The organism is Pseudomonas sp. Root562 (assembly GCF_001427125.1).
In the GTDB taxonomy this organism is placed as follows: Bacteria; Pseudomonadota; Gammaproteobacteria; order Pseudomonadales; family Pseudomonadaceae; genus Aquipseudomonas.
Genome location: NZ_LMGK01000001.1, coordinates 382,524 through 395,082, shown reverse-complemented (window position 1 = coordinate 395,082; position 12,559 = coordinate 382,524). Strand labels below are relative to the sequence as shown.

Here is a 12,559-nt window from a genome sequence, read left to right as displayed (position 1 = left end):
ACGGGCGCTGGGAAACCAGCTGTGCTGTGCTCGGTGCACGAGGGCTGTTCGATTGTCGAACAACATCCCGGACGAAGCACAAGAGGACTCGCCGGGTGACGAGAAATCTTGTTCCCTACGCAGGCGTTAACCTGATCAGGTTCAACGGGATCCGAAATTATTCGATCTCAGCCTCATAGCAAGGCACCCCGACAAGAACCCGGCCAGTCTAGACACAACTGGCAAAGAACGCCAACACCGCTGCAAACACCTTGATGAATGGCGTAATTACGGGGGAAGGCAGGATTGTTGCCGATTGAATGCACAACTACACTCGCTACGCCGAGGCTGCGCATTGACGCTGCACCTGTAGCGCCTTAGCCTTGGCGCTTAAATTACTTGTGTAATATTTCTACTAGGGATCGCCTATGCTGCGCAAACTCTCACTGGCCGTTGCCGTGTCATGTGCGTCCAATGGAATGGCCTGGGCAGCAGAAGCGCCCTTGTCGACAAAAAACGATCTGGTCAGCGTCTACCAGGAGGCGGTGGACAACAACGCCGACCTCGCTGCCGCCATCGCTCAATATGGCGCCCAGAAAGAAGTCGTGCCCCAGGCCCGCGCCGGGCTGCTGCCCAATCTGTCGGGTGGCGCGGATGTCACCAGTGTCCGCACGTCTATCGATCAGCCGTCGGCCACTGCCAACCGCAATGCCCACTCTTACCAGGCAACCCTGGCACAGCCGCTGTTTCGTGCCGATCGCTGGTTCCAGTTCCAGGCCGCCAAGGACGTCAACGAACAGGCCGCCCTGCAACTCTCGGCGACCCAGCAAAACCTGATCCTGCAAACCGCCGACAGTTACTTCAACGTGTTGCGCAGTCAGGACAATCTGGCATCGACCAAGGCCGAAGAAGCCGCGTTCAAACGGCAGCTGGATCAGTCCAACGAACGTTTCGATGTCGGCCTTTCGGACAAGACCGACGTCTTGAACTCACAAGCCAGCTACGACACTGCACGTGCCAACCGGATCGTCGCGCAGCGTCAGGTGGATGACGCGTTCGAAGCCCTGATCACCCTGACCAACCGTCAGTACAAGGCTATCTGGGGCATTTCCCATAACTTGCCGATCCTGCCGCCGGCACCGAACGATGCCAAGGCGTGGGTCGACACAGCCGCCAGACAGAACCTCAATCTGTTGGCCAGCAACTATGCCGTCAGCGCCGCCGAGCAAACCCTCAAACAGCGCAAGGCCGGCCATGCACCGACCGTTGATGCCGTGGCCAGATACCAGAAAGGCGATAACGATGCACTGGGCTTCAGTAACCCGAGTGCCTTTGGGCAGTCGTACAAGGGTGATGTCGAGCAATCGTCGATTGGCCTGCAATTGAACATCCCGATCTACAGTGGCGGGCTGATCAATTCCCAGGTCCGTCAGTCTTACGCTCAACTGGACCAGACCGAGCAGCAGCGCGAATCCCTGCGCCGGCAAATCGTCGAAAACACCCGCGACCTGCATCGCGCGGTGAACACTGACGTCGAACAGGTACAGGCGCGCAAGCAATCGATCATCTCCAACCAGAGCGCGGTGGAAGCGACCGAAATCGGTTATCAGGTGGGGACGCGAAACATCGTCGACGTGCTGGATGCACAGCGCCAGCTGTACACCTCGGTGCGTGATTACAACAACACCCGCTACGACTACATCCTCGACAACCTGCGCCTCAAGCAACAGGCCGGGACATTGAACCCGGGTGATTTGCAGGACCTGGCGCGCTGGCTCAAGGCCGACTACAACCCGGACAAGGATTTCCTGCCACCGGATCTGGCCAAGGCTGCGGCTGAACAGTTGAAGGCCCGGCCGGGTCAGTAAAAAGGCAACTTGGGTGAAAAGCTTTCTGTGGCGAGGGAGCTTGCTCCCGCTCGGCTGCGAAGCAGTCGTAAAACCTGGCAATGCGATATGTCTGTATGCAGTGCGGTGTCGGGGTATGGGGCTGCTTCGCAGCCCAGCGGGAGCTTGCTCCCTCGCCACAATTGGTCAGTGGCCAGCGATCAACCGGCCTAGCCCATCCAGCAACCGCTGCAATGCGCCCTGATTGCTGCGCATCACTTTCAAGCCTGCTTCGGCCATGCGTTGTGCATCCCGCGGCAATTCGAACAGCCGCTGAACTGCCAGGGCCAAACCTTCGGCATCTTCCACTTCCTGCAAGGCCCCGGCACTGCGCAGTTGCGCGGCGATTTCGAGGAAATTGAACAGGTGCGGGCCACTCAATACCGGTTTTGCCAGCGCGGCCGGCTCCAGCAGGTTATGCCCGCCGTTGGGCACCAGACTGCCGCCGACAAAAGCGCTGTCGGCCAACGCGTAGAGAAACAGCAATTCACCCATGGTGTCGCCGAGCAGCACCGAAGTACCGGCACCAACCGGCTCGCCGCTGGAACGCCGGACCGTGGCAAACCCTTGTTGCTGGCACAAGCCGTACACCGAATCGAATCGCTCCGGATGACGCGGCACCAGGATCAGCAACGCATCAGGATGATCGGCCAGCAACCGGCGATGGGCCGCCAGCACCACTTCATCTTCTCCGTCATGGGTGCTCGCGGCGATCCACACCGGGCGCTCCTGGGCCTGCCATTGGCTACGCAATTCGCTGGCGCGCTGCAACAGTTGCGGATCGATCGTCAGGTCAAACTTGATCGAGCCGGTCACTTCAACCGTTTCTGCCCGCGCCCCCAGATCACGGAAACGCTGGGCCTCGGCTTCGGTCTGCACCGCGAACAGGCTCATCTCGGCGAGCATTGGTCCGGTCAATTTGCCGAAGCGGCCATAACCCTTGGCGGATCGTTCCGACAACCGCGCATTGGCCAGTGCCACCGGAATCCCGCGCTTGGCGCATTGATGAATATGGTTGGGCCACAGCTCGGTTTCCATGATCACCGCCAGTTTTGGTCGGGCCCGATCAAGAAAGCGTTTAGCGGCGCACGGCAAGTCATAGGGCAAATAACAGTGCTGGACGCGCGGCTCAGTGGCAAACAACGCCTGGATGCGCTCCGAGCCAGTTGGCGTCATGCACGTCACGGTGATCGGCAATTGTGGATAGCGTTGCAGCAAGGCACGGATCATCGGCGCGGCAGCAATGCTCTCGCCCACCGACACCGCATGCACCCAGATACCGCCCGGTTTCATCGCGGGCATGCCATAGGAGAAACGCTCGCCAATGCGTTTGGCATACGCCGGCGCCTTGCGTGCGCGCAGCCAAAGCCGAATCGCCACCAATGGCAGCCCCAGATAAAACAGCGCGGTGTAGAGAGTTCTATTCATGGCGGCGGAGTTTATCGGCTTTTTTCGCCGATCGCCTGCAAGTGCACGGCAAAACGTTCAGCAAGCCAGCGAGCCGCCGGACCGAGCGGTTCGTCGCGGCGCCAGACCAGCTCCACCACCAGCGCTGGCGGGGTCCATTCGCTGACCAGTTCCACCATCTGATTCTGATACGTCGGGTACTGCACCACGTGGCGCGGCAACCATGCCCAACCCAGGCCGCGCACCAGCCATTCGGCCATCACGTAGAAACTGTCGGCACGCCAGACTTGCGGGCTGGCTGGCTCGCTGCCCGGATAAATGCTGGACTCCGTCGACATCAACAACTGCCGGTGTTGCGCCAGTTGCTGGCAGTCCACTGTGCCCTTGGCCGCCAGCGGATGTTCCCTGCCGCATACGGTGACCATTTCGACGCTGCCCAATACCCGCCGTTCCAGCGCTTCGGGTATCTGATCATGAAAGAACAACAACCCCAGATCGGCCCGCCGCTCCACCAGTTTGCGCGCGACATCGCCTTGGGCGGCGCTGGTCAACTGCACTTCGACACTGGGAAATTTTTCCGCCAGGGCTTCGAAGCTTTCGATGATCGGCTGGTAAGGCATCGCCTCGTCCTGCGCCACACGCAAACGGGCCTCTTGCCCGCGCATCATCGCCAACGCCCGGCCATTGAGGCGTTCACACTGGCGCAGCACTTCTCGGGCCTCCTCCAGTAATGTCGTGCCGGCCTCGGTGAGTTTCGGCTGACGGCCGCTACTGCGCTCGAACAGGCTCACGCCCAGGTCTTCCTCCAGCAATGCAATAGAACTGCTGACCGCCGATTGCGCCTTGCGCTGATCCCGCGCCACGGCGGAAAACGATCGTTGCTCAGCCACGCTGACAAACAGCCGCAGCTGCTCCAGATTCCATTGTGTGTTCATGGCTCAACCCATCTCCAAAGCAGATAGGTAATGACTTTACCGCATCTGGGGAATCTCTAAAATGCCGACCTCAGAGAGCAACACTTCACACGAGGATTGAACCATGACCGCCTACTACTATCTGGCCATCGCCATCTGCGCCGAAGTGATTGCCACTGTTTCGATGAAAGCGGTCAAAGGCTTCAGCACACCGTTGCCCTTGTTGCTGGTCATCGTCGGTTACGGGATTGCCTTCTGGATGCTGACGCTGGTGGTGCGCAGCGTGCCGGTGGGTGTTGCCTACGCGGTGTGGGCCGGCATGGGCATCGTCATGGTCAGCGTGGCGGCGCTGTTTATCTACGGGCAGAAACTGGATGTGCCGGCGATGCTGGGGATGGCGTTGATTGTGCTGGGGGTTGTTGTCATCCAGCTCTTCTCCAAGACTGCCGGGCATTAAGCTCGCACCTAATGCACTGTGGGAGTGAGCCTGCTCGCTCCCACAGGATTTTGATTCGCCGTGTTGATCGCCAGCAAAACCTCCAATCTTCGAGTCTGTATACTGCGCCCTCGTCTTGAACACTGAGGTCGTCGCATGCCATCCGTTATTTCCACCGACGTTCTGATTGTCGGCGCTGGTGTCGCCGGCCTCTGGCTGAATGCGCGCCTGCGCCGCCAGGGTTTTTCGACCGTGCTGGTGGAAAGCGCCAGCCTCGGCGGCGGGCAAAGCATGAAATCCCAAGGCATCATTCACGGCGGCGCCAAGTACGCATTGCATGGCGCAATCACCGGTGCCTCTGAAGCCATTGCCGACATGCCCCGTCGCTGGCGGGAAGCGCTGGCCGGTGACGGCGAGCTGGATCTGTCCGGCGTGCGCCTGTTATCGCAAGCCCATTATCTGTGGTCCCCCGGCACGATCGCCGGCAACCTCACCAGTTTCTTCGCCAGCAAAGCCGTGCGCGGCCGTGTCGATCAGGTCAAGGGCGAGCAATTGCCGCCCGCCCTGCAAGACAAGCGTTTCAAGGGCAAGGTCTATCGACTGGCCGAATTGGTGATCGACGTGCCGAGCCTGATCCAGCGCCTGGCCGATCTGGCGGGTGATGGCCTGCTCGCCGGTCAGAAGATCGAACCGCTGCTGGAGGCTGGTGTTCTGGTCGGCCTGAAAGTCGATGAGCGTGAAATTCGTGCGCAACGCATCGTCTTGAGCGCCGGTGGCGGGACAGCTGCGCTGCTTGAAGCTTTGGGGTTGAGCCAACCCGCCATGCAACGTCGCCCGCTGCACATGATCATCGCCAAAGGCCCGAGCCTCAAGCCGCTGTATGCCCACTGCCTGGGTGGTGGCACCAAACCGCGCCTTACCATAACCACCCATCCGGCAGCCGATGGTCAGTGGGTCTGGTACATGGGCGGAGACATCGCCGAAAGCGAAGGTGTGGCTCGCGAGCCCGCCGAACAGATCGCCACCGCACAGAAAGAACTCGGCCAGTTGTTGCCCTGGATTGATCTGAGCACGGTGCAGTGGGCAACCTTGCGCGTGGATCGTGCCGAGCCGTTGCAATCGGGCCTGACCCGCCCCGACAACGCCTTCCTCGCCGAGGAAGGTCGATTGTTGGTGGGTTGGCCTACCAAGCTGGCATTGGCGCCGGACTTTGCCGACCGGGTGATCGCCAGCCTTGCACGCGACGGCATTCAACCGGGTCCGGTAGCGGCGCTGCCGCCGCTGCCAAGGCCACCGATGGGCATTCCGGTCTGGGAGCAACTACTGCCATGAGCCAACCTACCCTGCACGACCTGCATCGCCCCCTGGGCAGCACCGGCCTGATGGTTTCTCCGCTGGGCCTGGGCACCGTGAAACTCGGCCGGGACCAAGGGGTGAAGTACCCCAACGGCTTCCAGATTCCGGACGATGACGAAGCGCGCATGCTGCTCAAGTTGACCCGGGACCTGGGCATCAACCTGATCGACACCGCCCCGGCCTATGGCCGCAGTGAAGAGCGCCTCGGCCCGCTCTTGCGCGGCCAGCGTCAGGACTGGGTGATCGTCAGCAAGGTTGGCGAAGAGTTTGCCGACGGCCAATCGCGCCACGATTTCAGCGCTGCACATACCCGGCTCTCGGTTGAACGCAGCCTGCAACGCCTGGAAACAGATTTCATTGACCTGGTGCTGGTGCACTCCGATGGCAACGACCTTGCGATCCTCAACGATTGCGAAGTCTATGCAACCCTCGCCGCGCTCAAGGCCGAGGGCAAGATTCGCGGCTTCGGTTTTTCCGGCAAAACCGTCGAGGGTGGCTTGAAGGCGCTGGAGCAAGGCGATTGCGCAATGGTCACCTACAATCTGAACGAGCAAAACGAGAAAGCCGTGATTGACTATGCTGCTGCTCACGGCAAAGCCATTCTGGTCAAAAAAGCCCTCGCCAGTGGTCACGTTTGCCTGAGTCCCGGGGTGGACCCGGTGCGCGCCAGTTTCGAGTTGCTGTTTGAACATCCGGGGGTGGCCAGTGCTATTGTCGGAACGATCAACCCGCTGCACCTCGCCCACAACGTCGCGACCGTTGCCCAGGTCCTACGTAGCCACTGATGCCGCCCCACGCGGCCTAAAGCAGGAGCCGACATGCCGCGTACGCTCATTAGAAAGAATCCGAGCAACTTCAAGACCCTGCCGTTATTCGTCGAAGCGACTCCCGAAGGCCTGAGTTACCAGAGCGTCGGCAGGCCGCTGAACTTCTCCCAGACCCTGCAACGTCGCCGCCCGGTCACCGTCGCCGACAGCGAGCGCTTTGCCCTGGAACTGGCCAACCTCGGCGTTTCGGTGCGCCTGACGCTGCATTGGCAGAATCGCGATTACTGGGTACTGGTGCGTCAGCGTCGCCAGGATCGCGGGGACGTCGTGCTCAAGCTGATTTCCGGCTACGTGCCGGCCCACGAGCTGAACCTGCCGCTGCACACGGCGATCCAGGAGATTGCCGAAGAATGCCTGCTGGAAACCCCGGAAGGCTGGCTCGGCGGGCGCTTCAACGACACATGGTTGCCCGCGCCCTACTCGTCTGCTCTGCATTACCGCGAAGCCCTGCCGTTTCGCCTGTCGCCACTGTCCGGCTCGGCGCGGCCGGTGCGTTGCGCCAACCTGCAGCTGATTGAGCGGCCCCGGGCCTATGTGCACCTGCCGACGGCATCGTTGCAGTTGATCTATGATTTGCGCCTGGACGTGCCCAAGGAAGCCAAATCCCTGAGTCTGTTCCACGTCGACGAACGGCTGGAAGGCGATCAACTGGTGGCTCGACTGGATCGCAAGCGGCCCGATCTGTACTTGATGCCTTTGCAGGACGGCCACCCGTTGGCCGAGCTCTATACCTTGAAGAAGGATCAACTGTACCCGGCGAGCACGCGCGGGTTGTTTCTGGCCGAGAGCTTTGCCCGGCAGGAAGGCTGGTTGGTGAGGGATGAGCGCATTCGCTGGAAGGACTGGGTCCGCCAGCAAGGCTTGACGCCACCGGCGAAGGATTCAGGCCTGGCGCGACTGCGCGGGAAGGCCAAGCAACTGCTGAAGAAGATCGTACCGCGCAAGGCTGCACGATAGGCTGATCAGGACGCTGCCGTGGCGAGGGAGCTTGCTCCCGTTGGGTCGCGGAGCGACCCTAAAACCTGCAATCGAGTTGCACCAGGCAAATCGCATTCAATGGTTTTACGACCGCTTCGCAGTCGAACGGGAGCAAGCTCCCTCGCCACAGTGATCACGCGTTATTCGGACTTGCGGATTTTCTCGACAATGGCGGTAGTGGAGCTGTTTTCCACCAGCCCCAGCACTTTCACGGTGCCGCCGTAGGCAGTCACGATGTCCGCGCCCACCACCTGGTCAATCCCGTAATCCCCACCCTTGACCAACACGTCCGGCTTGACCTCGCGCAGGAGGTTTTCCGGGGTGCCTTCGGCGAAGCTGATCACCCAGTCCACCGCACCCAACCCGGCCAGCACGGCCATGCGTCGGTCGACACTGTTGATCGGACGACCCGGCCCTTTCAAGCGACTGACCGACGCATCGTCGTTGACCGCTACGATCAGGCGATCGCCTTGGGCGCGCGCCTGTTCGAGGTAAGTCACGTGGCCGGCATGCAGAATGTCGAAGCAACCGTTGGTGAACACGATCTTCTCGTTGTGCGCACGGGCGTCGTCGACGGCCAGCAGTAATTGCTCGAGCCCCAGCACACCGCGCTCCGAACCTTCTTCACGCTGGATGGCGCGACGCAGTTCCGGCGCACTGATCGCCGCCGTACCGAGCTTGCCGACCACGATGCCCGCGGCCAGGTTGGCCAGGCCCACCGCATGCGGCAGTTCCTCGCCGGCAGCAATCGCCGCCGCCAGGGTGGAAATCACCGTGTCGCCGGCGCCGGTCACGTCGAACACTTCGCGGGCGCGAGCCGGCAGGTGCAGGGCCGGATGATCCGGGCGCAACAGGGTCATGCCGTGTTCGCCACGGGTCACCAGCAAGGCGCCAAGGTCCAGGTCGTGCATCAACTGCGCGCCCTTGCTCACCAGCTCGTGCTCATCGGCGCAACCGCCAACGATGGTTTCGAACTCGCTGAGGTTCGGTGTGATCAGACTCGCACCGCGATAGATCGAAAAATCCTTGCCCTTGGGGTCGGCCAGCACCGGAATGCCACGGGCACGAGCTGCCTGAATCAAGACTTGATGGTTTTTCAACGCACCCTTGCCGTAGTCGGAGAGCACCAGCACCTTGATGCCTTCGAGCAATTCGTCGACTTGCACCGACAACGCCAGCGAGTCGGTGGCGAACGGTTCTTCGAAGTCGATACGCAGCAATTGCTGGTGCCGACTCATGACCCGCAACTTGACGATGGTCGGTTGATGCGCGATGCGCTGGAACAACGCCCGCACACCTGCACCCTTGAGGCTATTGACCAGACTGTCGGCGGCTTCATCGTCGCCGGTCACGCCAACCAGCGAGGCTGGCGCGCCAAGGGCGGCAATGTTCAACGCAACGTTGGCGGCACCGCCGGGACGGTCCTCGATGTGCTCGACCTTGACTACAGGTACTGGCGCCTCAGGGGAAATCCGTGAGGTACCACCATGCCAGTAACGGTCGAGCATGACATCGCCGACCACCAAGACAGGGGCTTGATCGAATCGCGGCATGGACAACTTCATGGAGCAACCCACATACAAAATGAACAGGGGCGCGATATTAACACAGGGTTGCCGCAGGCTTGTGCGACGGCTGCATCGGGATAAATTCGCGAGGGCAGGACTGTAGAGAGCAACGAGGCTGCGACCTCTTGATCTTTAAAAACAAAGTCAAAAGATCGCAGCCAGGGCAACGCCCTGCAAAAGATTATTTCAGGCGATGTCTTCAGCCGGCGCGTCCAGCCCCATCGCATGCAAACGCGAGTAGTAGCCGTTTTGCGCCAGCAGTTGAGCGTGGGTGCCGCGTTCGACGATCTGGCCCTGCTCCATCACCAGAATCAAATCGGCTTTTTCGATGGTCGACAGACGGTGAGCGATGACCAGCGTGGTGCGCCCTTTCATGACTTGGTCCAGCGCCGCCTGAATGTGGCGCTCGGACTCGGTGTCGAGGGCCGAAGTGGCCTCGTCGAGGATCAGCAATGGCGCGTTTTTCAACAGTGCCCGCGCAATCGCCAGACGCTGACGCTGCCCGCCGGACAGCAGCACGCCGTTTTCTCCGACCTGAGTATCGAGGCCTTCAGGCATCTGCGAGATGAAGTCCATCGCATAGGCATCCGTGGCAGCCTTTTCAATGTCTTCGCGCGGCGCGCCAGCCAGGTCGCCATAAGCGATGTTGTTGGCAATGGTGTCGTTGAACAGCGTCACGTGTTGGGTAACCTGCGCCACGTGCCGGCGCAGGTTGCGCAGGCGATAGTCTTCGATCTCAACGTCATCGAGCAGGATTTCGCCAATGTCGTGATGATAGAAACGCGGAATCAGGCTGGCCAGGGTCGACTTGCCGCTCCCTGAACGGCCGACCAGTGCAATCATCTGCCCCGGCGCCGCCGTGAAGTTGATGTTTTTCAGCACTTCACGGTCAGTTCCAGGGTAGGTGAAGCTGAGGTTGCGCACCTCCAGATGCCCGCTGACGCGGTCTCGCTCGACCGTGCCGCTGTCGACCTCGGGCTCGACGTCCAGTTGCTCGAAAATGCTTTCGGCACCGGCGACGCCCTTCTGGATGGTCGAACTGACCTCCGACAACTGGCGGATCGGCTTGGGCAGCAGGCCAGCGGCGGTAATGTAGGCCACCAGATCACCGGCGGTGGCATCACCGCGCAGGAACAGCACCAGGAACATCAACACAGCCATGGCGGTGTAGATCACCAGTTGCAACATCGGCGTGTAGACCGCGCCGGTCTTGGTCATGCGCAACTGCTTCTCGGTGTTGCCCTGGCTTGCGGCAGCGAAGCGACGCTCTTCATAAGTCTCGCCGCCGAAGCTGCGCACCACGCGATAACCCTGAATGGTTTCGGAAGCCACGTGGGTCACATCACCCATGGCCACCTGGATCTTCTTGCTCTGCTTGCGGAATTTTTTGCTGGCGCTACCCACCATCAAAGCAATCAACGGCAGGATCGCCAGCATCACCAGGGTCAGCTTCCAGTTCATCCACAGCAAATAGGCAAACAGGAAAACCACGGTCAGGCCTTCACGGATCACGACCTTGATCGCATCGGTGGCGGCACCGGTCACCATGGTCACGTTGAACGTGATGCGCGAGATCAGATGCCCGGAGTTGTGGGTGTCGAAATAGCGGTTGGGCAGCACCAGCAGCTTGTTGAACAGCTCGACGCGCAGGTCATGCACCAGCCCTAGCGATACCCTCGCCAGGTAGAAGTTACCGAGAAACGAACCGAGGCCTTGCCACGCCGCGATCAGGATGATCAACAACGGCACGGCCATCAGCAGCTGCAAATCCTTCAGGTAAGGGACTGTAGGGAACAGCACCGCTTCAGGGTTGCTCAGGCCATCGACGAAATATTTGAGAATCCCGGCCAGCATCGGCTGCGTGGAGGCAAAGATCACGAAGCCTACGATACTCAGCAGGAAGAGACCGATATAGGGTTTCACGTACCCCAACAGCCGAAGGTAGATTTTCAGGCTGGAATCCTGTCCCGCTTCAGGCGGTGCATCACTCATCGTAGGGCTCACTGGTTAAATGGAACGTGAAATTTTATCACAGGCGCCGGAGTTGGCCCGTGCCCATACCAGAACACTGGCCAGCCCCACGGGCAACCAGCTTATAAACCATTCGGGCCTCGGGGTCCCGGACAGGCTGGCGGCGTCAAATTGCATGGCCAGCGTCGAGAACACCCAGATGCCAATGATTCCCTTGGCATAAAGCGTCTCCCGGGCTTTCCAGGCCTCGTACAGCACCGCAAGCCAGATCGAACACCACAACAGCAACCCTGGCAGCCCCAATTCGAGAGCCACGTGGGTAAACAGGTTATGCGTATGATTGAAGTACTCACCTGAAGCAAACACTCGGTAGTCACCGCCAAGGCCGAGGCCAAGCCATGGGTGCTCACTGATCATCTGCAGACTGGCTATCAGGATTTGCGGACGATAAGACACTCCGCGCGCCACGACGAACGATTCGAAAAACCAGATTGCCATGACCGCCACGATCAATGCTGCCGCTGCGATGATGCGGCTACGTCGGTCACTGCTCCAAACCGGCATGGCAAGTATCGTGAAAAACAACGCCAGCCCGGCGCCACGGCTCTGGCTAAGCATCACGAATGCACAAAGCAGGGCCAGAGCAATCACCCAGAGCACCTGCAATTTGCCGCTGGCCGGAGGCCAGAAAGCCAGCCAGACCGCAGCCAGCCCAATGACATACCCGCCCAGGATCGGATGAGCCAATTCACCCAACCCCTCCAGGCGTGCGCTCCAAATGTTTCCATCCACGCCATAGAACTTGATGATGGCGATGAGCGCCGTCAGCGCCAACCCGAGCCCACCCCACTGCATGATGCGGATCACGCGATCAGGCTGGCCATTGGCAAATATCGGGAAGAACATCAGGAACACCACGATGTAGAGCAAACGCTTGGCCTCGCGAGCGAGGTCCGGAGCGTTCGTCCAGGCAAGACTGATCAGAGACCACACCAGAAGCCCGAGCATCGGCAGATAGACCCAGCGTTGCTGATGGAATAACTCCCGGAGCCGGGCTCGCGCGGACCATGAAAAAAACAGTGCCGGCAGCCAGACCGATGCGACCAAACCTTGTTGATAGATCTTGTTGGTAGGCGCGACGGCGATGGCCAACAGGAACCAAAGCAGACCTATCGTCATCCATACTTGCGCCCAGCGTTTTTCTTGCATCAAATTACCCCTGAGAAACGTCACCCAC

Annotated in this window: 10 protein-coding genes and 1 riboswitch; of the genes, 5 read left to right on the top strand and 5 right to left on the bottom strand. The window is 60.4% G+C overall.

Annotated features, from left to right (window positions below; all coding sequences use genetic code 11):
* Window positions 1-95 precede the first annotated feature (95 nt).
* Window positions 96-201: riboswitch (TPP riboswitch) on the bottom strand.
* A 206-nt stretch (window positions 202-407) separates the two neighbouring features.
* Window positions 408-1,847: a TolC family outer membrane protein gene (locus tag ASD60_RS01810; protein ID WP_056852342.1), complete on the top strand. Its 1,440-nt coding sequence runs from the start codon at window positions 408-410 to the stop codon at window positions 1,845-1,847.
* A gap of 165 nt (window positions 1,848-2,012) precedes the next feature.
* Here the strand turns inward: ASD60_RS01810 and waaA are convergent, their stop codons facing one another.
* Window positions 2,013-3,293, bottom strand: coding sequence for a lipid IV(A) 3-deoxy-D-manno-octulosonic acid transferase (gene waaA, locus ASD60_RS01805; protein WP_056852341.1), 1,281 nt, complete (start codon window positions 3,291-3,293; stop codon window positions 2,013-2,015).
* 11 nt (window positions 3,294-3,304) lie between these two features.
* Entirely contained in the window at window positions 3,305-4,207 is a 903-nt protein-coding gene (locus ASD60_RS01800; RefSeq protein WP_056852340.1) for a LysR family transcriptional regulator, read from the bottom strand.
* A gap of 103 nt (window positions 4,208-4,310) precedes the next feature.
* Here ASD60_RS01800 and ASD60_RS01795 point away from each other — a divergent pair, with 103 nt between their 5' ends.
* The 4 genes from ASD60_RS01795 to ASD60_RS01780 all read left to right on the top strand — a co-directional run bounded on the left by ASD60_RS01795 (window position 4,311) and on the right by ASD60_RS01780 (window position 7,762).
* Window positions 4,311-4,643, top strand: coding sequence for a DMT family transporter (locus ASD60_RS01795; protein ID WP_008004867.1), 333 nt, complete (start codon window positions 4,311-4,313; stop codon window positions 4,641-4,643).
* A gap of 135 nt (window positions 4,644-4,778) precedes the next feature.
* Entirely contained in the window at window positions 4,779-5,954 is a 1,176-nt protein-coding gene (locus tag ASD60_RS01790) for an NAD(P)/FAD-dependent oxidoreductase (RefSeq protein ID WP_056852339.1), read from the top strand.
* Window positions 5,951-6,763, top strand: coding sequence for an aldo/keto reductase (locus tag ASD60_RS01785; RefSeq protein ID WP_056852338.1), 813 nt, complete (start codon window positions 5,951-5,953; stop codon window positions 6,761-6,763). The genes ASD60_RS01790 and ASD60_RS01785 overlap by 4 nt, the downstream gene beginning before the upstream one ends.
* A 33-nt stretch (window positions 6,764-6,796) precedes the next feature.
* The gene (locus ASD60_RS01780; protein ID WP_056852337.1) at window positions 6,797-7,762 is read left to right on the top strand and encodes a hypothetical protein; all 966 of its coding nucleotides are present in this window, start codon (window positions 6,797-6,799) and stop codon (window positions 7,760-7,762) included.
* Window positions 7,763-7,923: 161 nt separating this feature from the next.
* On the opposite strand, the gene hldE is transcribed toward ASD60_RS01780, so the two are convergent.
* The 3 genes from hldE to ASD60_RS01765 form a co-directional block, all read right to left on the bottom strand.
* A complete protein-coding gene (hldE, locus tag ASD60_RS01775) occupies window positions 7,924-9,348 on the bottom strand; it encodes a bifunctional D-glycero-beta-D-manno-heptose-7-phosphate kinase/D-glycero-beta-D-manno-heptose 1-phosphate adenylyltransferase HldE (RefSeq protein ID WP_046819873.1) in 1,425 nt (474 codons plus the stop codon).
* Window positions 9,349-9,537: 189 nt separating this feature from the next.
* Complete coding sequence (gene msbA, locus ASD60_RS01770; RefSeq protein ID WP_056852336.1) at window positions 9,538-11,343, bottom strand: lipid A export permease/ATP-binding protein MsbA; 1,806 nt, start codon at window positions 11,341-11,343, stop codon at window positions 9,538-9,540.
* A gap of 15 nt (window positions 11,344-11,358) precedes the next feature.
* Window positions 11,359-12,531, bottom strand: a complete 1,173-nt coding sequence (locus ASD60_RS01765; protein ID WP_056852335.1) for an O-antigen ligase family protein — start codon at window positions 12,529-12,531, stop codon at window positions 11,359-11,361.
* Between the last annotated feature and the right edge of the window lie 28 nt (window positions 12,532-12,559).

What these genes read in the sequence shown, in the direction of transcription:
- hldE (WP_046819873.1), bottom strand. Translation starts at nt 9,348, where the DNA reads ATGAAGTTGTCCATGCCGCGATTCGATCAAGCCCCTGTCTTGGTGGTC.
- ASD60_RS01810 (WP_056852342.1), top strand. Translation starts at nt 408, where the DNA reads ATGCTGCGCAAACTCTCACTGGCCGTTGCCGTGTCATGTGCGTCCAAT.
- ASD60_RS01765 (WP_056852335.1), bottom strand. Translation starts at nt 12,531, where the DNA reads ATGCAAGAAAAACGCTGGGCGCAAGTATGGATGACGATAGGTCTGCTT.
- ASD60_RS01800 (WP_056852340.1), bottom strand. Translation starts at nt 4,207, where the DNA reads ATGAACACACAATGGAATCTGGAGCAGCTGCGGCTGTTTGTCAGCGTG.
- ASD60_RS01785 (WP_056852338.1), top strand. Translation starts at nt 5,951, where the DNA reads ATGAGCCAACCTACCCTGCACGACCTGCATCGCCCCCTGGGCAGCACC.
- waaA (WP_056852341.1), bottom strand. Translation starts at nt 3,293, where the DNA reads ATGAATAGAACTCTCTACACCGCGCTGTTTTATCTGGGGCTGCCATTG.
- ASD60_RS01780 (WP_056852337.1), top strand. Translation starts at nt 6,797, where the DNA reads ATGCCGCGTACGCTCATTAGAAAGAATCCGAGCAACTTCAAGACCCTG.
- ASD60_RS01790 (WP_056852339.1), top strand. Translation starts at nt 4,779, where the DNA reads ATGCCATCCGTTATTTCCACCGACGTTCTGATTGTCGGCGCTGGTGTC.
- ASD60_RS01795 (WP_008004867.1), top strand. Translation starts at nt 4,311, where the DNA reads ATGACCGCCTACTACTATCTGGCCATCGCCATCTGCGCCGAAGTGATT.
- msbA (WP_056852336.1), bottom strand. Translation starts at nt 11,343, where the DNA reads ATGAGTGATGCACCGCCTGAAGCGGGACAGGATTCCAGCCTGAAAATC.